Origin of the sequence: Pedobacter sp. JCM 36344 (assembly GCF_046546555.1) — a bacterium.
Taxonomy (GTDB): domain Bacteria; phylum Bacteroidota; class Bacteroidia; order Sphingobacteriales; family Sphingobacteriaceae; genus Pedobacter.
Genome location: NZ_JBKHKK010000020.1, coordinates 26,667 through 48,679 on the forward strand (window position 1 = coordinate 26,667; position 22,013 = coordinate 48,679).

Sequence of the window (22,013 nt, forward strand, 5' to 3'; positions counted from 1 at the left end):
ACTCTCTAAATGAAAAAAATTTTATTAGCTATAAGCATTCTGTCAAGCTTGACTTGTCTTAAATTAAATGCGCAGGAAATAAAGCGTGCCCAAAATGTGTTTATAGAACTGGGCGGGCAAGGGCTAATTTTTACTGCTAATTATGATAGTCGTTTTGGGAACCGCAGGGATGGATTAGGCGGACGTGCTGGAATTGGCTACTTCGCTGTTAATGGAGACAAGATAACGACTATTCCCTTGTCTTTAAACTACCTTTTAGGAAAAGGAAATAAGTTTTTTGAGATTGGATTGGGTGCTACGATAGCAACCGTTAATATTCAATTTGGCGATGACTTTTTATTTGAAGATGGGTCTTCTAACGGCGTTCTAGGCACTATGAGTTTTGCTTATAGAGTTCAGCCGATTGATAGTGGTTTTTCTTTTAGAGCAGGGATCACACCTATATTTAACAAAGATAATTTTATACCTTACTTTGGTGGTATTAGCCTAGGCTATACGTTCTAAAAATGAAAAGATACACTTTTAATATTTTCGTCTTTCTCTTGTTTGCCGCAGGCAATGTTTATTCACAAAATTTTAAGAGTGAATTCGGATTTAAAAGTGAAAATGATTCTTATCTAGCCCAAGGGTCTGATCGTTATTATACCAATGGAATATTCATAAACTTTAGAAGAGCTGTGGATCAGGCGAAATTAAAAGCTGGCATAGAAAAAAAGATCTATGAAATTTCTGTAGGTCAGAAAATTTACAATCCGATTTCTGGTTACGCGCCCAATCCTGCAACCCAAGATAGACCGTTCGCCGGGTATCTGTATGCAGGGGGAGGTCTTAGCTGGTTTAAGTTGGACGAAAGTGTTTTAAAGGTATCAGCGGAGATTGGCACCGTAGGCCCTAGTTCTCTTGCAGAAGATGGTCAGGAGTTGTTACACAACACTGTAGGTTTTTATGAGCTTGCCGGCTGGGAATATCAAATTAGAGATGAGGTTGCAATCAATCTGTCAGTTCTGTACACTAAATTGATTCATCGTTTGGTAGACAATGCAGCAGACATCTCTTTCGAAGGCTACGCAAACGCCGGGACAACATTTAGCGGAGCAGGTGCAGGGATATTGTTCAGGGCAGGTAGTATCAATCAACTCTTTAATTCCTCTTATCTAAACGCATCTATTGGAAATAACGTCAAGACTAAAGGACTTGTTCCTAGCGAGATTTTTTTCTACGCTAAGCCGCAATTGAATTTTGTTGCCTACGACGCCACTGTGCAGGGCAGCATATTTAAAAACAATAGTCCTATTACTTTTGACGCGAAGCCTATTGTTTTTGCCCAACAAATAGGATTTAATTATAGTTCACAGCGCTTTACTGTTGATTTTGGCGTGATCTTTAAAACAAAAGAAATTGAGAGTAGTGCGAGAGCACATCAATGGGGTGCGATCAGCATGTATTATAGGTTCAACTAATCGTTAGCTATCTATTTGCGGCTTCTTTCTTAAACCCTTTTTGTCAGAAACAATAGATTTATTCTCAAGGCGTTTTCTGATTACAGATTTTGGAGTCTTGGTTACCATACGTTTTTTCTTCAATTTCAAGGCAGATTTCAGCAAGAAAATCATTTTTACAATACACCTTTCTTTGTTTAGTAACTGACTCCTGTCTTCTTGAGAAACTACATGAAGGTTGTTTTCGGTATCCAGTCTTGTAGACAGTTTCTCAAGTAAAAGGCTTTTCTCCTGGTCATTAAAAAACGGAGCCGATGGAATGTGTAACACGAGCTCAACCTTGCTGGAAACCTTGTTGACGTTTTGTCCGCCCTTTCCTCCGCTTCTTGATGTTTTAAAAATTACTGACTTGATTATATCTTCTCTATCCGGTAACATTTCGTAAAAATAAACTTTTATCTTTGGTTTATATGAGAAAGAACCTGGTAATAGCGATTGACGGATATTCATCTTGTGGAAAAAGTACCTTAGCAAAGGCTCTTGCAAAACAACTTGACTTTATTTATATAGATTCAGGTGCGATGTACCGGGCTGTTACACTTTATTTTTTAAGAAACAACATTGACGTTCAGAATGAAGAACAAGTGAATGATGCCATACACCACATCGAGCTAAATTTCCATTCTCGAGATTATGAGTCTCATATCACGTTGAATGGTGAGGAAGTTTCTGAAGAAATTCGCCAGATGCCGGTGTCCGAAAGCGTAAGCTATGTTTCTGCAAACAAACTGGTTCGTAAAGAAATGGTTAAGCAACAACAGAGAATGGGAAAATCTAAAAATATCGTAATGGACGGACGTGACATAGGAACCACCGTTTTTAGGGATGCACAGGTTAAACTATTTATGACCGCTGACCCAAAGATAAGAGCAGAAAGGCGATTTAAGGAGGTACAAAGCAAAGGAGACCTCGAAACCTCTTTAGAAGATGTATTTGAAAACCTTGCACACAGGGATTATGCGGATACCACTAGGCTCGTTAGCCCACTAGTTAGAGCAGATGATGCCATCATTTTAGACAATACGGACTTAAGCCCGACTGAGCAACTGGCCTTCGCAATGACTGAGGTTAGTGTACATCTAAAAGACTAAAGCGTTTTCATTTTTTGCAAATTCTAGGTACATTAGGAATTACAAGTCAAACGTCACAACCGACCGTTGCTAGATTTAATTTAGAAGAGCTGCTTTTTCATAATTATGCGGTGAAATTTTTTGATTTGCCAACTTTTTAGAGGGCTCCATTATGATTGAAAATCCATCTTTATGAAGATATTAATTGTTGAGGATGAAAAGACATTGGCTTTAGAAATGGCTGAATTTTTAGGAAAGGAAGGGTATGTAATTGAGCACGCCTGGCAAAAAAAATCAGCCGAGGAAAAGATTTTTGTCAATAGTTATGATTTCATTTTGCTAGACCTTAGCCTGCCAGGTGGGGACGGACTAGAATTACTAGCCCAGTTAAAAAGCAACTTAGAGCGGGATGATGCAGTTATAATTCTAACAGCGAGAGGAGATGTGGATGATAGAGTAAAGGGGCTTGAGGCGGGAGCGGATGACTATTTACCCAAGCCGTTTTCCTTGATAGAATTATTAGCAAGAATACATGCCATCACTCGTAGAAGACATAAGCTTGTTAACAATGAGGTAGAGGTCAAGGGATTTGTATTAGACATCAAAAGTCACAAAGTGAGCTTTGGTGAACACGATCTTAATCTTACTAATAAAGAATTTGAAATATTCAACTATCTTGTTTTAAATAAGAATCGCGTGATCTCGAGAAATAATCTTACTGAACATGTTTGGGGTGACATTTTGGAAATAAATTCAGATTCGAATTTTGTGGATGTGCACGTCAAAAATCTTCGAAAAAAACTTTCAATTCATGCAACAATCGAATGGTTCGAAACGGTAAGAAGCATAGGTTACCGAATCAAGCTGTAAACTAATGAAACTCCAGGTAAAGCTAGCCTTATACAATACCTTGACAAAGGTGGCTGTTATAACGATTCTTGGAGTTGCAATCTTGTTTTCTATTAATCGGATCTCGATCAGGCATATCCAACAACGGCTACTACAAAAAAAAGATAAATTAGTTTCTAATCTTTCTAATGTTGAGATTAATGACTTGTTAACAAAGCGAGGAACTTATACCGACTATAATATGTTGAAGGAAGAATATATAATTCTTCAGCAGGTTGAACCAGCAAAAGTTAGCCAGTCTGCATACTTTATTGCAGACTCGCGAAGTATTGAAGGTCATGAAGAAGATTATCAAATATTAGTAACAACATTTATATATGGTGGCAATCACTATCAGTTGGAACTGGGCGAAACAATGTCTTCAGTATCTCAACTCGATGAAACCATATCTATTTACACCTTTTTTATTTTGGTAATTGCGGTGGCACTTACACTTTTAGCTGATTTAACGTTTACCAAATTCTTACTAAATCCATTCTATAAAATCGTTGATCAAAAAATTAATAAAGTTAATGATCCACAAAACTTCAATTATCACCCAATAGCAACCAGCACGCAGGATTTCAAGATTCTTGACCAGAGTATCAGTGCGCTAATGAAGAAAATGACAAGTCTGCTGGTAACTGAAAAAGAATTTATAGGTAATGTTTCGCATGAGTTACTAACTCCGATTTCCATTTTAAACAGCCGGTTAGAAAACATACTTGACAAGGAAACGCTAAGCGAGGAAGGTGAAAACAAACTGTTCGCCTGTTTGAGAACATTAGGGCGACTGAAGTCCATAATCAATAGTCTATTACTTATATCAAAAGTTGAAAATAATCAATTCGTAAAAAAAGACATTATATCTGTTAGAGAAACTATTAGTGGAGTGCAAGAGGATCTGGAATACAGACTATTAATGATGCGACTTACTTTTATCACTAAGATCGATGAAGACTTTACATTTTATGGTAACCAATCACTATTTCATACGTTGGTCATGAATATTATCAATAATGCTATAAAATACAATGTAAACGACGGCGAAATTGTGGTAGAAGCCAAACGCAATAAGAGTGGCTTTACTGTCACTATTACGGATACAGGAATTGGTATGGAAGCGGAAACATTAAAGAATGCCTTCAACAGATTTGAGAATTTTGACTCAATACAGAAAGACAGTCACGGCCTCGGCTTGTCCATTGTTAAGAGTATCGCACTTTTTCATAATATAAATCTTTCTATCAGTTCGCAGAAAGATGTGGGGACAAAGCTCTTTCTTTCCTTTATAACTTAAAAATTCATTCTTCATCATTTCTTCATGTTTGGTTCGCAACTTTGATTCAACAATTAACCACTAGTAAATTAAGAAAATGAAAAGAACAATTTTAGCCTTAGCACTATTTGCTACAACGTTTGGTGCCTTTGCACAGACTCCTGCAACAAAAACTAAACCGGTAATGAAAAAAGAAAAATCTCACAAGAAAGGGTCAACTATTACACCAAAGGCTGTCGAGAAAAAGAAAGCTATTAAGTAGTCATTTTTCACACTTTGGCATAGACCGTCTGTTGTCTACAGACGGTCTTTTAGCATATGTTTCTACTAGCTTCGTAGTACCCCTGTAATTTTAACGGCGGCGGAAAGGCGTTTCATACCATCATCCTTTATTTGCCGTGTTCGCTCTTTACTTAATCCAACTGTTTCTGCAATCTCTTCTAGAGTAAGGTGGCTAAATCCATTAGTTCCGAAAAAATGCTGAACAATTTTCATTTGCCTTAATGGAAGAATCTTAAACAACCTATCAAGATTGATTTGATTAGATTCCAGCTCCAGATTGTAATCGGCTTTAGGTGTGTTCTTATTCTCAAGAACATCCATTAGTCGACCTCCGCTGTCAGGATTGGTAATCTTATCAATTGATAGAACAGTACTTGGATTTGTGACGCTATCTTTAATTTGAGCAATTGTTAGGTCCGAGGATTCCATCAGTTCGGTCTGAGTAGGAGAACGCTCTAGGATTTGTTCCAACTGCTGTGTTAGACGGTTCACTCTCGATCCTATGATTAATTGATTAGCGGGAAGCCGAATCATCTTTTGTTGAGCGTATATGAACTTGTGTATATGTTGCCGGATGTGCCAGACTGCAAATGAAATTAACTTAAATCCTTTTGTTTCATCAAATCGGTTGACAGCATCTATCAAGCCAAACTGTCCTTCAGATATTAGGTCCATCAAAGGCAATCCTGTGTACTGATATTTTTTGGCTATTGATACCAAAAATCGAGCGTTGGATAATACAATCTTGTCTCTAGCTTTCATGTCTCCCTGCTTCGCTTTTTGCGAGAGAATTACCTCCTCTTCCATAGTTAATAAAGGATACTTGCTAGTCGACCTCAAGAATTTCGTAAGTGATTCATCTCTTGATGTGATGGACTCCGTAATCTTTATTTTTTTCATTTGGTTATTTGTTGGATGGCAAATCTATAAACACAACTGACAGTTCCTTCATTTTTGAAATCTTCGACGCTTTCCGTCGATAATTGCGCTTTACACAGAAGAATATTTGGTGTAAATTGAAACTATAGCAGCTAGTATCTTCCATCCTGAGACAATTGGTTCAATATCAAGAAGATTTCAAAAAAATCTTCCGATTAAAAATATTAATTTCTATCTTTGCTGTCCCTAACGGGAACAAAGGAGATTTAATTTTAATGGCTAAAAAACAAGTAGCAGAAAAAGAACTAGAGGCAAAAACAGCCGAACTACAAGGCGCAGACGCTCGTCTGGTTGAGAAAGAAACGATTGAATCTGAAGCTGATTCAGTGTCTATCGAGCAGATCAAATCGTCATTAGCGACTCCAGATCAAGATTTTGACTGGGATGCGGACGACAAAGCATTCGGAAATTACAGTGATGAAGACCGTAAAAAGTTTGAAGATATGTATACCGATACTTTCAATCAAATCACTCAAGGTGAAATTATTAGCGGTATTGTTGTTTCAATAAACAACAAAGACGTAGTATTAAATGTTGGATTTAAATCTGACGGTTTAGTCTCTACATCAGAGTTTCGCGATACCCCTGATTTAAAAGTTGGTGACACAGTTGACGTTTTCGTGGAAGCTCCTGAAGATGCTAACGGCCAATTGATTTTATCTCGTAAAAGAGCCAAAACTCAGAGATCATGGGAGACTATTAACGAAGCCCTTGATAATGATAGAATCATCAACGGATTTGTAAAAAGCCGTACGAAAGGTGGTCTTATTGTTGACATCATGGGTGTTGAGGCGTTCTTACCAGGTTCTCAAATTGACATTAAACCTATCCGCGATTACGATGTATATGTGGGTAAAACAATGGAATTCAAAGTCGTTAAGATTAACCACGAATTCAAAAACGTTGTTGTATCTCACAAAATCCTTATTGAGGATGACTTGGAAAGCCAAAAAGTTGAAATCGTATCTAAACTAGAAAAAGGTCAAATATTGGAAGGAACGGTTAAAAACATTACTGATTTCGGTGTATTCATTGATTTGGGAGGTGTTGACGGTTTACTTCACATCACTGATATTTCTTGGGGCCGCATAGAGCATCCGAAAGAAGTTTTGAGCTTAGACGAGAAAATCAACGTTGTTGTCCTTGATTTCGATGATGAGAAAAAACGTATTGCTTTAGGCTTAAAACAATTGACTCCTCACCCGTGGGAATCTTTAGATACTAACCTTGCGATTGGGTCTAAAGTAAAAGGTAAAATTGTTACTGTTGCTGATTATGGTGCTTTCTTAGAAATCATCCCAGGTGTTGAAGGTTTGATCCACGTTTCAGAAATGTCATGGTCACAAAATCTACGTAGTCCGCAGGAATTCTTGAAAGTTAGTGATGAGATTGAAGCCGAAGTTTTGACCTTAGATAGAGACGAGCGCAAAATGAGCTTGGGTATCAAACAATTAACTCAGGATCCTTGGCAAAATGTGGCAGAAAGATATCCTATTGGAAGTAAGCATACTGCAGTGGTCAAAAACATGACTAACTTCGGTGTATTTGTTGAAATCGAAGAAGGTATTGATGGATTGATTCACATCTCTGATTTATCGTGGTCTAAAAAAGTAAACCATCCTAATGAATTCACTAAGGTTGGTGAAAGATTAGATGTTGTTGTTCTTGAATTAGATGTTGAAAGCCGTAAATTAAGCTTAGGGCACAAACAACTTGAGGAAAACCCTTGGGATACTTTTGAGACTATCTTTACGTTAGATTCAATCCACCAGGGTACAGTTGTTAAAGTTACCGATAAAGGTGCTGTTATTGCTTTACCATACGGTGTAGAAGGTTTTGTACCAACTAAACATATGACTAAAGAAGATGGTTCCACTATCAAAGCTGAAGAAACCAATGACTTCAAAATCATTGAATTCAACAAAGATGCTAAACGTATCGTTGTGTCTCATGCTCGTATATGGGAAGAAGCCAAAGCTGAAGCAGTTGCCGAAGAAAGAGCTAGCAAGAAAAAAGAAGCTAAAGCTTCAAGTAATGCAGTGAAGAAAGTTAAAGATTCTGTTGAAAAATCTACATTAGGTGACTTAGGGGTGCTCGCACAATTAAAACAACAAATGGAAGGTGAAGAAAGCAAAGCTAAGAAAAGCTAATCTTTAATTCAATATATTAGAAAGCCCCTCAAGTTGAGGGGCTTTTTTGTTTATAAGTTTACTGAATTTTCAAAAAAGAATCATTGAGGCTTTAGTGAGGCATTTTGAACTTTTAAACCCAAGAAAGACTTTGCCTTGTTCAAAAACAGACCGATAAATTAGCTAAGAACGCAGGGTTTTATAAACATAAAATATAGAAACAAGTGCCAATAATTCATTTCCATTTTTTATATTTGCCTAATCATTAGTCAATGCAAAAAAGAACTCTGCTAGACGGACAAAAATTCCAAATCACAATTAAGAGACTTTGTCACCAATTAATTGAGAATCACAATGACTTTTCTAATACTGTTTTAATTGGTATCCAGCCAAGAGGTAGTTTTTTTGCTGACAGGGTTCAGCAAGAGCTTTCGGCTATCATCGAAAATCAAACAATCAAGAAGGGAAATTTAGACATCACTTTTTTTAGAGACGATTTTAGGCGTAAGGACGGGCTAGTTTCTGCTAGTAGCAATACGATCGATTTTATTATTGAAGGAAAAAATGTGATTCTCATTGACGATGTACTTTGGACAGGTAGAACCATCAGATCTGCCATGGACGCATTACTAGCATATGGCCGACCTGCTAAAGTGGAACTATTAATTTTAATTGACAGGAGATTTTCGAGACAGCTCCCTATTGAGCCAGACTATATCGGTCAACAGGTAGATAGTCTACACTCACAACATGTAAAAGTTAGTTGGAAGGAAACAGAGGGAGAAGATAAGGTGATTTTAATCTCAGAAACAAACAAATAATATGACAGTAGAAAAACTATCAACACGACATCTTTTGGGCATTAAAGACATCAACCGAAATGATATTGAATTGATTTTTGAGACTGCTGATAACTTTAAGAATGTGATTAACAGACCCATAAAGCGGGTTCCTTCTTTGAGAGACATTACAATTGCGAACATTTTTTTCGAAAATTCAACACGCACAAAGCTCTCCTTTGAACTTGCTGAGAAACGACTTTCGGCAGATGTAGTAAATTTTGCAGCTTCCTCATCTTCTGTAAGTAAAGGAGAAACCTTGGTTGACACGGTTAACAACATACTTGCAATGAAGGTTGATATGGTTGTGATGCGTCATCCTTATGCCGGTGCTGGCGTTTTTCTAAGTAAGCATATAGACGCGCAAATTGTTAATGCTGGAGATGGAGCGCACGAGCACCCAACTCAAGCTTTATTGGATGCTTACTCAATACGTCAGAAATTTGGTAATGTAGCCGGAAAGAAAGTCGTAATTGTTGGAGATATCCTTCATTCAAGAGTGGCAATTTCAAATATCCTTTGCCTTCAAAAACTCGGTGCTGAAGTTATGGTTTGTGGACCTACAACTTTAATTCCTAAACATATCGAATCCTTAGGAGTCAAAGTCGAACATAATCTTATGAAAGCATTAAATTGGTGCGATGTCGCAAATATGCTCAGGATCCAATTGGAACGACAAGATATTAAATACTTTCCATCATTAAGAGAATATGCAATGATGTATGGACTTAATAAGCAAATTCTTGACAGCTTAGATAAGGAAATTATTATCATGCATCCAGGTCCGATAAACAGAGGGGTTGAAATTACGAGTGATGTAGCGGACAGTAAACAATCCATTATTCTTGAACAAGTTGAGAACGGAGTGGCTGTAAGAATGGCTGTTTTATATCTTCTCGCTTCCCAAAGGGATTAATCTTTTCTATAACATTTCTATTTTCTTTTCGTTTAACTCTTTGTTATCAACAGATGTTAATTTCTTCTGTTAATAAGACATAATAGTATTTTTATATTAGTACCAACCATATTTGAAATCAAAATGCAGAAAAAAATCTTTTTTATTCCGCTGTTATTAGCAAGCGGCTTTACGGCTACGTACGCGCAGAGCAGCAAGTTAGTAACCCTTAATAAAAATTATCAAGTCGGATTAGAGCTTTTGCACAACGAGAAATATGTTGCTGCAGCACAACAATTTAGACTAGTTGAAAGCATACGCGAAAAACCCGGCGCACAACAAGAAAGCAACGCTGAACTTTCCCTATTAAAAGAAAATGCAAAGTTTTATACTGCAGTATGTGCGTTAGAACTTGGAAATAGTGACGCTGAAAGCCTATTTCAAAACTTTATAAAAGAATACCCTTTAAACTCCAACACCAAATTGGCATATTTTCATGTTGGCAAATCATATTTTGGCCAAAAGAATTATCAGAAGGCTTTAGAATGGTTCGAAAAAACCGATCCATCCTCTCTTTCTGCAAAGCAACGGCTAGAATATCAATTTAAACAGGGTTATTCGTATTTTAACCTCAAAAATATAGAGAAAGCAGAACCTCTTTTTGAAGCTGTGAAAAAAGACGATTCCCAATTCCAAGAAAGTGCCACATACTACTTCGCCTATATTAATTACCTTAACAAAGAGTATAAAACCGCGCTTAGTAATTTTGAAAAGTTAAAAGGGTCGCCAACCTATGAGTCAAGCTATCCTTATTACATTACATCAATGTATTATCTGGATGAGAGGTACGACGATGTTCTGAGTTACGCTATTCCAATTCTAAAAACTTCAAAACAGCAGTACGAAGCTGAGATGTTGAGTCTGATCGCCGCTTCGTACTTTGCTAAATCTGATTATCAAAATGCAGAAAAATATTTTGCTGAATTTTATCAAAAGGATAAGTCAAACACTCAAAATAACCTGTTTACCTATCAATATGGTTATTCTCTTTTCCAATTGAAAAAATATACTCAATCTATTAACGTTTTGGAAAAGCTAAATACTGATGATGTCTATTTACAAAGTGGAATGTATACTCTCGGGCGCTCATTCATTGAGCTGAAGAGTAAGGAGAGAGCAAGGAGCGCTTTCTTCAGAGCATCAAGATTGGACTTCGATAAGATTGTACAGGAAGAGTCATGGATAAACTACGCCAGATTAAGTTACGAACTGGATTTTAATCAGCAAGCCTTAGAAGCGACGCAAAATTTTTTAAAACAGTTTCCTACCTCAAGTAAAATCAATGAGACCAAAACTTTACTTGGCGAGATCTTATTGACAAGTAAAAATTACCAGGCAGCTATTGATATTCTTGAACCTATACAGAATAAATCAGCCGAAGCGAAGGAGGCTTACCAAAAGGTAACTTACTTCAGAGGATTAGAGTTCTATAACGAACGCGCATTTCCAAATGCATTATCCATGTTTCTTAGATCGGATAAGTTTCCTGAAGATGCCGAAATTTTGGCTTTAAATACTTATTGGAAAGCTGAAGCATCCTACGAATTGAGAAAGTTTGGAGAAGCTGTCAGTCATTTTGAGACTTTCCTGGATATGCCAGGGGCTAAAAAAACGGGTGTTTACAACTTTGCTAACTATGCCCTGGCCTACTCCGCTTTTGAGGATGAAAAGTATAGCAAAGCAGCAAATTACTTTGAAAAGTTCCTAAACGGTAATGATAGAGATCAGAAAACAATAAACGATGCAATTGTCAGGTTAGCCGATTCCTACTTTGTTAGTAAAAGCTATGGCAATGCGCTGACTAATTACAATAAGATTATTTTAAATGGATCAACTGGTGAGGATTATGCACTTTTTCAACGCGGTATGATTCAGGGATTGGAAAATCAGAACGATGCAAAAATCGCCACTATGGAGGATTTGTTGAAAAAATTCGCAAATTCAAATTATGCTGATGACGCAGGATTTGAAACTGCCTATACATATTTTAATAAAGGCGATTTTGATAAGTCTAAGTCAGACCTGATCACTTTAGTAAGTAAGTATCCGAACAGCAGTTATGTACCTAGAGCTTTGGTGACAATTGGTTTAGTTCAGTACAACCAAGACAAAGATGACGAAGCATTAGAATCATTCAAAAAGGTCATTAGAGAATATGCAAGCACCGAGGAGGCAAAGCAGTCACTTGAATCCATCAAGAATATTTATGTGGATAGAGGTGATTCCGAAGGTTTCATTACGTACGCAAACTCAACGCCAATTGGAAACTATTCAGTTGCAGAGCAAGACAACATTGTATTCCAAGCAACTAACAACAGGTACTTAAAAGGCGATTTTAAAGGCGCTTTCGAAGCGGTAAATGCTTATTTTGACAAATTCCCCAAGGCGATTCACAATAAAGAGGCAAAGTTTGTTAGAGCAGAATCTTTAGTTCAGCTCGGTAGACCTTTAGAAGCAATTCCTGACTATGAGTACATTCTCAATGATTGGACGAGCGACTATACTGAAAGATCCTTAGTTGGTATATCGAAACTGTTCCTTGATCAAAAAAAATATAACGAAGCCATCGTTTATCTTAAGAGACTAGAAACAACTGCAGATTATAAAGTTCATTACAGCTTTGCACTAAATAATTTATTAAGAGCATATGATGCTTTAAACATGCCTGACGATATTGTTAAGTACGTAAAATTGATTAAAGAGTCTGAAAAAGGCTCTGAAGAAGAGAAAAACAGTGCCGACCTGTATGCTGGTAAAGCCTATTTACTCAAAGCAGATACAGCAATGGCAGTTAAGGCTTTTAATAACGTAGTTAATAGCACTAAAACGGTAGCTGCAGCGGAAGCGAAATATAACCTTGCCGCGGTACAGTATGCTAAAAAAGATTATAAAACCTCTACCAAAACTTGTTTTGATCTTATAAATAATATGCCATCCTACGATTATTGGGTAGCTATGTCATTCATTTTGTTATCAGACAACTATGTAGCGCTCAAGGACAATTTACAAGCTAAGAGTACACTACTAAGTATTATTGATAACTATGACGGAAAGGACGACATCGTTCCAATAGCTAAAGAAAAATTGCAAAAAATCAAATAGAAGATCAACATGAAATTGACTAGAATAATATATACAACTGTTTTATTATTAGCGGCCGTTTCTTTCGACTTGAAAGCTCAGGACACGAAAACAACGGAAAAGAAAACTGAGGAAAAAGCTGTTACAGAAGAAATAGAGGTCGTAAGGCCTTACAAACCAATACTCGCAGAAGCTGTGAAACTTAGACGTAGCCCTGATTTGAACGATGTTAAGACTTATAAGGCAAAGTTTAATTACAGTCTTACTGATCGTAAGCTTGAATTAAACTCTGATATTAATAAATTACAGGCTCAACAAGTGGCAGATGAAAAACAGCATGAATTTATAAATAACTATGTTAAGGGTGGGTTCGGAAGTGCAAAAACTATTTTTGGAGAAGCTTACATTAACATAGGTGACGATCCTGGTTTGCAAGCTGGCGCATTTTTTCAGCATTTCAGCCAGTCTGGAAAATTAAATAAACAACAATCGGATCAACAGAAATTGGGAGCATTTGGAAGAACAACCGGTGATATGTATACCTTAAACGGCCGCATAAACTTCCAACGTAATGGACTATATTTTTACGGGCTTGACAAAAACAACCCAACATTCAATCCCAATCCACAAAAACAAGTTTTAAATTTTGTAGAAGCAGAGGCTGAAATTGTGAACAGGTTCACTGATGACCCAGACGCATTAAGTTACGCGGCTAAAGTTAATGGCTATGTGTGGAGTGATAAATACAACGCAACTGAAAATTCGATAGTTTTAAATGGCTATCTAAACAAGAGAATTAGTAGTTTCAATCTAGGGCTCTCTTCATCGGCTGAATTTGGTAGCACAAAAGATTCATCAACTTCGGTTGGCAACAATCTCTTCAAACTAAACCCGTACATAAGGTTGCAGGCCAATGGTGTAAAGATTAATGCCGGAATAAATTTCATCCAAGAATTTGGAGCATTTTCTTCAACGCGTATTTTCCCTGCAGTGACCGCGGATTTTACATTGATACCTGACTATTTACAGATTTTTGGAGAGGTTAAAGGAGACGTGAATAGAAATTCCTTGAAGCAGTTTACTGATGAGAATCCATTTCTAAACAGTAACATCAATATCAGAAATACAATTGAAAAATTGAGTATCAGTGGTGGTATTAAAGGAACTGGTGGGCCAGGCTTCGGCTATAAGGCTCGCTTCTATCACAAAAAAATTGAAGATATGCCGTTGTTTGTAAATAACTTTAATCAATTCAACAAGTTTGATGTTATTTACGATTTTGGTTCAATGAAATTAATTGGGCTAGAAGGGGAACTTTCCGTTCAAGTTAGTGACGCGCTAAAGTGGACAGGTAAGGTTAATTTCGACGATTACAGTCCTGCTTCAGAAACCCAGAGTTGGTTCAAACCTCTGCTAAGGATAAGTTCTGATTTGTGGTTCAATGTTACCAAGGAGCTTACATTGACCGGTTCAATATTGATACAAGACGATAGCAAAGCAAAAGTATATAACTCAGCGCCGGCAAATCCTTACTTTATTCCAGACCCTACTCAGGAACGTGTCGTTACAATAAAAGGATTTGTCGATCTTGGGGCGGGTGCAAATTATAAAATCAACAATAAATTTTCTGCATTTGCAAAAGTTAACAACCTATTGAACTCATCTTATAGTCGATATTTGTATTACGAAACCATAGGCCTAAATGTATTTGGAGGTATAAGTTATTCATTCTAATGGTTTTTTATTAATAGTTGGTTGATACGGAATTTAAATTTATTTTTACAAAAATGGATATCTTATCACACCTGACAGATTTACTAAGAACTCACAAGGAAGTTGGAATTGAGGGCCTTGGTACGTTTTTAAAAAAGAAAATACCGGGACGGTATGATGTTGAAAACCATCTATTCGTACCTCCAAGATACAGTTTAAGCTTTAGCGTAGAAATTAAAGAGAAAGTAATCCTTAGTAAATATATCTCTGGTATTACAGATATCTCTACGGAGTCTGCTCAATATTACATTGGTCTTTTTGTTGATGATATCAATAGGCAAATTGCTATCTCTAATGCAGCTGATCTGGATTCTATGGGAAAGCTCAAATATGCTGATGATAATTTAACATTAGAAGAACAAAGTGAGGTTAATCTCGGCTTCGAATTTTATGGCCTTCCCGTGATAAGGGAGGACGAGTTTAGCGAAAATCAACAAATCACAATAACGGAGCTTAAATCTGATGCAGGCACAGCCAACATATGGCATTTTGACAGAGAAGGATCGAGTCTGTCCACAATCAATGCTTTGAGTCATTCTCAGGAACACGCAACATCTACCGGTCCTTTATGGATAAAAGCTTTAATAGTGATTATAGTTGTATTGGCTATTGGTACTGTCGCTGCCTATTTCCTAAAGCCCAGCTTGTTTGGGATAAAGAATGTCTCACCTTTACCAACTGTAGTAAAAGCTGCAATAATTTCTCCTGTTTTACCTATTAATATCGACACATCGTTAACTTCTGATCCAAATTCAATCTTGAATACAGCAAAAAGTATAGATAGTACTTCCAAAATACTACGGACAGCAAGTCAAGATTCAAAGATATCACAGGACACGACTACATGGGAAATTATCGGGGCTTCTTTGACAAGGAAAGAGGTCAGTTGGTACATAGAGGATATGAAGTCGAAAGGCTTTACAGCGAAGCCCGTACCCTCTATGCCTGGAAAAAAAAGGATCAAAATGAGCATTGCCACTTTCGGCGATGAAGAAAGCGCCAGAGAAGGCCGCAAGTGGCTCATTAAAAAACTAAAGAATAAAGACTTATACATTTTCCAGAATAAACACACATACAAACCTATATAAACATGATCACACTATTACAAGGCGTTACAGATACGGCAAACCAACTTGTTGACACAGCCAATAATCTAGCGCAACCGATAACTCAAGCACCCGAAGAACTACATTTCATAGATTTACTATTTAAAGGTGGATGGGTTATGGTTCCCCTGGCACTATTAGCGTTCTCAGGCCTCATCATATTTGTGGAGCGTTATATAACTATCAGAAAAGCATCTAAAACGGAGTCTAACCTGATGCTTCAAATTAAGCAGTATATCCATGATGGTAGACTAGATAACGCGATTGCATTATGCAAAAATAACAATTCTCCGCTGTCAAGAATGTTAGAAAAAGGTTTGAAACGTATTGGACGCCCTATCAAGGATATAGAGGCAGCTATTGAGAACATTGGGAAGTTGGAGGTCTCTAAATTGGAAAAAAATATAGGAATACTTGGTATTATTGCTGGAATTGCCCCAATGCTTGGATTCGTCGGAACAATTATCGGCGTAATTACAATCTTCCATGAGGTATCCATTAAGGGGGCAATTGAAATTGGTACAATCTCTGGGGGTTTATATACTAAAATGATCACCTCAGCAACGGGTTTGATAGTAGGTATCATTGCCTATGTTCTGTATCATATACTAAATGCAATGGTGGAACGTATTATTTTAAGGATGGAGACAGATTCAATTGAATTTATAGATTTACTTGAGGAGCCAGGAAAATAATGAATTTACGTAAACGACAAAAAGGCACTGTGGAGGTCCATACTTCCGCATTGAATGACATCATGTTTTTTTTGATGTTGTTTTTCCTATTGGCATCTGCTGTGGTTAATCCTAAAGTTGTGAAGTTACTCCTACCAAGATCTGAATCTGGGCAGCAGTCATCACCACAGAAAACCGTAGCGATATCCATTGATAAAAATTTAAATTATTATATTGACAAGCAGCCAACTACTATTGAAAACCTACAAGCTACCCTGGAGACCTATAAAGCGTCAGCTCCAGATTTGTCTGTGGTACTTTATGCAGATGGTGAGGTTTCAATTCAAAATACAATTGTAGTATATGATGTCGCGAATAAACTAGGATTAAAACTTGTGCTGGCAGTCGAACCTGAACGAAAAAAATAATGACCTATCCAAAAGAAGAAAACAATTATCCTAAAGCCATCGCAATATCTACAGGTATCATGGGTGCTTTATTGATATTGAGCTTTTTTATCGTAATTGGAAGCTTTGACCCTGTTGACACAGGCATGGGAGGAATGGTGGTAAACTACGGCACTTCTCCCGAAGGTATGGGAACAGACTACACTAGTATAGAGGAGCCTTCAGCTGATCCTAACGCTAACATTCAAACACCCGATAAAGTGGTTCCTACTGAGCCAACTAAGGAACAACCTACAAAACAGTCTAGCGATAGGGACATAGTGACACAAAACACCGAGGATGCTGTAAAGGTAAACAGCAAGACTACCAGCAAGAGTTCTAATCCAACGGCTACTACAAACGATAAGCCATCTAAGCCTGTCATAAATCAAAATGCCTTGTATAAAGGGAAAACTAATAAAGGAACCGGAGGTGGTGACGGTACTACAGCAACCCCAGGGAATCAGGGAGACAAAGACGGAGATCCATTAGCTAATAATTATGGTGAAGGAGGCTCAGGTTTTGGTGAAACTCCTATCGCACTTAGGAAATTTACTAATCTCGTTACTCCACAAGATGATGGACAAAAGACTGGCAAAATTGCAGTAAGAATTAGAATTGATAAAAGTGGAACAGTGATTAATGCCACGCCAGGAGTTAAGGGTACTACCCTTAATGATCGCGAATTATGGCAGAAATGTAAGGATGCCCTGATGGGCGCCAGATTGTCGCCATCAGACTCGGCGCCCGATATACAAATTGGAGTGGTAGTATTTAATTTCAAAGTGAAATAAACTTTCCCAGACTATTAAGTTTTTAGGTAATGGATTATGAACAGACACTGGATTATTTATATTCCAGGTTACCGATGTTTACGCGTGTAGGAGCTATCGCATTTAAAAAGGATCTACACAACACAATCGCCTTATGTGAGTATCTAGATAACCCCCAAAATAGGTTCAAATCTATACACGTAGGAGGTACGAATGGTAAGGGATCTACCTCTCATATGCTTGCATCGATATTGCAAGAAGCTGGCTACAAAACGGGGCTGTATACCTCACCTCATCTGGTTGATTTTCGAGAGCGAATTCGCATTAATGGGGAAATGATCAGTAAGGAATTTGTTATAGATTTCACCGAGCAAACACAACTAATTTTAGATGATATAAGTCCGTCATTTTTTGAAGTAACGGTGGCAATGGCCTTCTCTTATTTTGCGAAAAATTCTGTGGATATCGCTATTATCGAAGTTGGCCTTGGCGGTAGGCTCGACTCAACAAATATTATTACTCCAGAGTTGTCCGTCATCACTAATATAAGTCTCGACCATACCTATCTTCTCGGCAACACCTTAAAAGAAATAGCCTTCGAAAAAGCAGGCATAATCAAAAAGAAAGTACCAGTGATAATTGGTGAGTTTGATATGGAAACAGCAGATGTTTTCAAAGAAAAAGCAATCATCAGTAACGCTGTAATTAGATTTGCTGATCAGGTATTGAATATTTCACAGGTAAAATTTGATACGGATATGCTTTCTCTTTCAGTATATCGTGGCAGCAAGCTAATCTATGAAAATCTAGAGATGGATTTGACTGGTTCTTATCAATTGAAGAATGTTTTATCTGTATTAGAAGCAGTGGAAGTCCTCAAAAAAATCGGATATGAGCTTAGAGATAGTCATGTCTACTCAGGTCTAAAAAACGTTAAAAAGCTTACAGGCCTGAAAGGTCGATGGTACATATTGGATCATAATCCCTTAATCGTTTGTGACACAGGACATAACGAATCAGGAATAAAAGAGGTTGTAAATAACCTATTAAGGTTAAAATATAAACAACTACATATTGTCATTGGGATGGTTAAAGACAAAGACATTGCGTCAGTGCTCGCCAAATTGCCTATCCATGCAACGTACTATTTCTGTAGTCCTAATCTTGAACGGGCACTATCTGCAGACGAACTTAGATCACAGGCAGCAGTGCTAAAGCTTGTTGGTAAAAGCTTCTTGACTGTAACCGAAGCATTCAGCGAAGCTAAGAAGAACGCATCTAAAGATGATGTAATTTTTGTTGGGGGAAGTACCTTCGTCGTAGCCGAAGTTTTATAAAATCTTTACATAATATTAAACGATAATAATTTTGATCTAATTACCTTTAAAAATAATTAGAATCAATTTTAAATAGATGATAAAAAAAGCTTATAAACTCTTTGCATTGGTTTCCCTGATAAGTTTGACAACCGTAGCACAAACAAAGAAGTCAGAACCTGTACAAAATCCAATTTATCCTGCTCAAGTTGGCCGCCCTAAGTTGGTTGTCGGAATGGTCATCGATCAAATGCGCTGGGATTATCTCTACCGTTACTACAATAGATATTCAGCCGGCGGATTTAAGAGACTGATAAACGAAGGTTTTTCTGCTGAAAATACTTTGATCCCATTTACACCCACTTATACTGGGTGTGGACATGCTAGCATATACACCGGGTCGGTACCTGCTATAAACGGTATTGTTGGTAACGATTGGTATGACCGGAGTATTAACAGGAATATGTATTGCGCAGAGGATACCACAGTCTCAACGGTTGGAAGCAATACCACGGCGGGGAATATGTCTCCTAAAAACCTTTTAGTAACTACCATAACGGATGAACTTCGCTTGGCAACAAATTTTCAAAGCAAAGTTATCGGCATCTCACTCAAAGATCGTGGATCAATAATGCCCGTTGGCCATTCGGCTAATGCTGCATATTGGTATGATGGTGGAACTGGAGACTGGATCACAAGCACCCACTACATGTCGAAGCTCCCGACCTGGTTGGAAGACTATAACAAAATAAAATTAGCTAATAAATTTTACGACAAAAACTGGAATACGCTATATCCAATAGATTCTTACACCCAAAGCACTATTGATAATAAACCATATGAAGGTAAGGCGAGAGGTGAGGAAACACCTACATTTCCACACCCTTTAAAATTATACATTGGCAAGAACTATGACATGATCAGGAGCACTCCATATGGCAACACTATGACCCTAGACCTTGCTAAACTGGCCATTCTATCAGAGAATCTCGGTAAGGGGACTTCAACCGACTTTTTGGCGGTAAGTTGTTCTTCTACTGATTACGTGGGCCACCAATATGGACCAAATTCAATAGAAGCTGAAGATACTTACCTGAGGTTGGACAAAGATCTGGAGGAGTTTTTAAATTACTTAGATAAAACCATAGGTAAAGGGAATTATCTTTTCTTTCTTTCTGCAGATCATGGAGCTGCCCACGTTCCGGGCTTTATGGAAGAAAATAAACTTCCAGGTGGTTTGTTTAGTGATTCTCAGGTTGTGAGATCCTTGAATACGGAAATAGAAAACAAGTTTAAAGTTAAAAAAGCAATAATTACATCCAGCAATAGTCAATTCTATTTTGACCACAAAGCAATTAACGATGCAAAAGCTGATATCGACGTCATAAAAAAACTTACGATAGAAGCTTTAAAAGAGCAAGATCAAGTACTGGACGCTGTAGATTTGAGTAACCTATCATCGGAGACTTTGCCAGAGCAAATTAAGAAAATGGTCACTAATGGTTATAATCCTCGAAGAAGCGGAGACATCTATTATATTTTAAAGTCTAACTACTTCGGAGGAGGAAAAACTGGAACCACTCATGGTTCATGGAATCCATACGATTCTCACATCCCATGTGTATTCATGGGATGGCATGTTAAGCCAGGTAAAACTAACAAAACACATTACATGACTGATATCGCCGCCACTTTAGCTGCAATGCTTCATATTCAGATGCCTAGTGGCTGTGTTGGGGAACCAATAATTGAACTAACTGGGCAATAAAAAAACTTACCTAATAAAAAGTCTTCTTAACGACTGTTAAGAAGACTTTTTATTTAATTACCTCAAAATAACCTAACCGTGTATCCAACTGAATTTATAATCCATAGTAGGATTGTTCATGCGTTCAGCCACCCGAATTAACCTGTTAGGGAGTTTCATGATATAGTCCCGAGCCTTCTCTCCAGTCTCATTTAAGTCACGCATGCTATCAAGCTTCCACTCCTCTATCAACTGCTGCATAATTTCAACATAATCTATTGCAGTATATACTCCCAAGCGCTGTGCAGCATCTGTAAAATGACCGAAAGTCTGGCCGATTTTCATACCCATTTCTCTAAGGAAATGTGCTGGCATAACAATCTTTTTTCTCATCATGTCTTCAAAAGCGATCATTGCCTCGTTAGGGTCAACTTCAAAGATCTTGGACATAAAATCCTTATAAGCCTTTGCGTGTCTGGCCTCATCCGATGCAATTACACCACACATTTTTGAAAGTTGAGTATCTCCATCTTTCTTAGCTAATGAAGCTACTCTTCTATGAGATACATTAGTAGCTAGCTCTTGGAAAGAGGTGTATATAAAATTCCTGTAAGGATCATGTCCAGTACCAATATCGAAACCATCTGCAATAAGATATTGTGTAGAAATCTCCATTTGTCTCATATCAACACGTCCTGACAGGTAAAGATACTTATTAAGTAAATCACCATGGCGGTTTTCTTCTGCGGTCCAATGACGAACCCATTTCATCCACCCACCTTCTTCATTTCGTGTGATGCCATCAACCATTGATAGCCACGATTCATAAGTAGGCAAAGCTTCTTCTGTTATCGTGTCGCCTATTAGAACTGCTACTAAATCATAGGATAAGTCCTTTGCGTTTTCCCGTAAAATTTTAATGTCCTGATAAAATGTTTCACTAGTAGAATCAGGCAAGAAGTCAGAGGGCTGCCAATTGGTATCAATTGGTTTTAAGTAAGTGCCCATCATATCTAACATATAGGTTTCGATGTGTAGCATTACTTCACTTCTTCTCTCTGCAAAAAACCTCATTGGTGTATCGTTTAAATATGCATCAAATATACCAAAATATATGTACAAACGCCGTGCCTCATATCAATTAAACGCATGAAATCAGGCTGCATATTTTGATCATCTTACCTGTGAGTACCGGAACCGCGTGCTAAAACTGTCTG

General features: G+C 37.5%; 20 protein-coding genes. 17 read left to right on the top strand and 3 right to left on the bottom strand.

What is annotated here, in order from left to right; genetic code table 11:
- Window positions 1-9: 9 nt before the first annotated feature.
- Window positions 10-504: a hypothetical protein gene (locus tag ACHFIZ_RS16620; RefSeq protein ID WP_410887879.1), complete on the top strand. Its 495-nt coding sequence runs from the start codon at window positions 10-12 to the stop codon at window positions 502-504.
- A 2-nt stretch (window positions 505-506) separates the two neighbouring features.
- Window positions 507-1,460: a lipid A deacylase LpxR family protein gene (locus ACHFIZ_RS16625; protein ID WP_410887881.1), complete on the top strand. Its 954-nt coding sequence runs from the start codon at window positions 507-509 to the stop codon at window positions 1,458-1,460.
- A gap of 3 nt (window positions 1,461-1,463) precedes the next feature.
- On the opposite strand, the gene ACHFIZ_RS16630 is transcribed toward ACHFIZ_RS16625, so the two are convergent.
- Window positions 1,464-1,877, bottom strand: coding sequence for a peptide chain release factor-like protein (locus ACHFIZ_RS16630; protein WP_410887883.1), 414 nt, complete (start codon window positions 1,875-1,877; stop codon window positions 1,464-1,466).
- A 32-nt stretch (window positions 1,878-1,909) separates the two neighbouring features.
- Here ACHFIZ_RS16630 and cmk point away from each other — a divergent pair, with 32 nt between their 5' ends.
- The 4 genes from cmk (at window position 1,910) to ACHFIZ_RS16650 (ending at window position 4,998) form a co-directional block, all read left to right on the top strand.
- Window positions 1,910-2,590, top strand: coding sequence for a (d)CMP kinase (gene cmk, locus ACHFIZ_RS16635; RefSeq protein WP_410887885.1), 681 nt, complete (start codon window positions 1,910-1,912; stop codon window positions 2,588-2,590).
- 171 nt (window positions 2,591-2,761) lie between these two features.
- Complete coding sequence (locus ACHFIZ_RS16640) at window positions 2,762-3,439, top strand: response regulator transcription factor (protein WP_410887887.1); 678 nt, start codon at window positions 2,762-2,764, stop codon at window positions 3,437-3,439.
- 4 nt (window positions 3,440-3,443) lie between these two features.
- Window positions 3,444-4,757: a sensor histidine kinase gene (locus ACHFIZ_RS16645; RefSeq protein ID WP_410887889.1), complete on the top strand. Its 1,314-nt coding sequence runs from the start codon at window positions 3,444-3,446 to the stop codon at window positions 4,755-4,757.
- Window positions 4,758-4,833: 76 nt separating this feature from the next.
- Window positions 4,834-4,998, top strand: coding sequence for a hypothetical protein (locus tag ACHFIZ_RS16650; protein ID WP_410887891.1), 165 nt, complete (start codon window positions 4,834-4,836; stop codon window positions 4,996-4,998).
- A 65-nt stretch (window positions 4,999-5,063) separates the two neighbouring features.
- On the opposite strand, the gene ACHFIZ_RS16655 is transcribed toward ACHFIZ_RS16650, so the two are convergent.
- Window positions 5,064-5,918: an RNA polymerase sigma factor RpoD/SigA gene (locus tag ACHFIZ_RS16655; protein ID WP_410887893.1), complete on the bottom strand. Its 855-nt coding sequence runs from the start codon at window positions 5,916-5,918 to the stop codon at window positions 5,064-5,066.
- A gap of 254 nt (window positions 5,919-6,172) precedes the next feature.
- On the opposite strand from ACHFIZ_RS16655, the gene rpsA reads away from it, so the two are divergent.
- The 11 genes from rpsA (at window position 6,173) to pafA (ending at window position 20,817) form a co-directional block, all read left to right on the top strand.
- The gene (gene rpsA, locus ACHFIZ_RS16660; protein ID WP_410887919.1) at window positions 6,173-8,107 is read left to right on the top strand and encodes a 30S ribosomal protein S1; all 1,935 of its coding nucleotides are present in this window, start codon (window positions 6,173-6,175) and stop codon (window positions 8,105-8,107) included.
- Between the two features lie 251 nt (window positions 8,108-8,358).
- Complete coding sequence (gene pyrR / locus ACHFIZ_RS16665) at window positions 8,359-8,907, top strand: bifunctional pyr operon transcriptional regulator/uracil phosphoribosyltransferase PyrR (RefSeq protein ID WP_410887895.1); 549 nt, start codon at window positions 8,359-8,361, stop codon at window positions 8,905-8,907.
- Between the two features lies 1 nt (window position 8,908).
- Window positions 8,909-9,841, top strand: a complete 933-nt coding sequence (locus tag ACHFIZ_RS16670) for an aspartate carbamoyltransferase catalytic subunit (RefSeq protein ID WP_410887897.1) — start codon at window positions 8,909-8,911, stop codon at window positions 9,839-9,841.
- Window positions 9,842-9,964: 123 nt separating this feature from the next.
- Window positions 9,965-12,982, top strand: coding sequence for a tetratricopeptide repeat protein (locus ACHFIZ_RS16675; RefSeq protein ID WP_410887899.1), 3,018 nt, complete (start codon window positions 9,965-9,967; stop codon window positions 12,980-12,982).
- Between the two features lie 9 nt (window positions 12,983-12,991).
- Complete coding sequence (locus ACHFIZ_RS16680; RefSeq protein ID WP_410887901.1) at window positions 12,992-14,695, top strand: hypothetical protein; 1,704 nt, start codon at window positions 12,992-12,994, stop codon at window positions 14,693-14,695.
- A gap of 53 nt (window positions 14,696-14,748) precedes the next feature.
- The gene (locus ACHFIZ_RS16685) at window positions 14,749-15,822 is read left to right on the top strand and encodes a hypothetical protein (RefSeq protein WP_410887903.1); all 1,074 of its coding nucleotides are present in this window, start codon (window positions 14,749-14,751) and stop codon (window positions 15,820-15,822) included.
- Window positions 15,823-15,824: 2 nt separating this feature from the next.
- Entirely contained in the window at window positions 15,825-16,535 is a 711-nt protein-coding gene (locus ACHFIZ_RS16690) for a MotA/TolQ/ExbB proton channel family protein (protein ID WP_410887905.1), read from the top strand.
- Window positions 16,535-16,942, top strand: a complete 408-nt coding sequence (locus ACHFIZ_RS16695; RefSeq protein WP_410887907.1) for an ExbD/TolR family protein — start codon at window positions 16,535-16,537, stop codon at window positions 16,940-16,942. The genes ACHFIZ_RS16690 and ACHFIZ_RS16695 overlap by 1 nt, the downstream gene beginning before the upstream one ends.
- Window positions 16,942-17,754, top strand: a complete 813-nt coding sequence (locus tag ACHFIZ_RS16700) for an energy transducer TonB (protein ID WP_410887909.1) — start codon at window positions 16,942-16,944, stop codon at window positions 17,752-17,754. The genes ACHFIZ_RS16695 and ACHFIZ_RS16700 overlap by 1 nt, the downstream gene beginning before the upstream one ends.
- Before the next feature lie 29 nt (window positions 17,755-17,783).
- Window positions 17,784-19,070, top strand: coding sequence for a bifunctional folylpolyglutamate synthase/dihydrofolate synthase (locus tag ACHFIZ_RS16705; protein WP_410887911.1), 1,287 nt, complete (start codon window positions 17,784-17,786; stop codon window positions 19,068-19,070).
- Between the two features lie 76 nt (window positions 19,071-19,146).
- A complete protein-coding gene (gene pafA, locus ACHFIZ_RS16710; protein ID WP_410887913.1) occupies window positions 19,147-20,817 on the top strand; it encodes an alkaline phosphatase PafA in 1,671 nt (556 codons plus the stop codon).
- Between the two features lie 72 nt (window positions 20,818-20,889).
- Here pafA and ACHFIZ_RS16715 read toward each other — a convergent pair whose 3' ends face one another.
- Entirely contained in the window at window positions 20,890-21,870 is a 981-nt protein-coding gene (locus ACHFIZ_RS16715; RefSeq protein WP_410887915.1) for an acyl-ACP desaturase, read from the bottom strand.
- Window positions 21,871-22,013 lie beyond the last annotated feature (143 nt).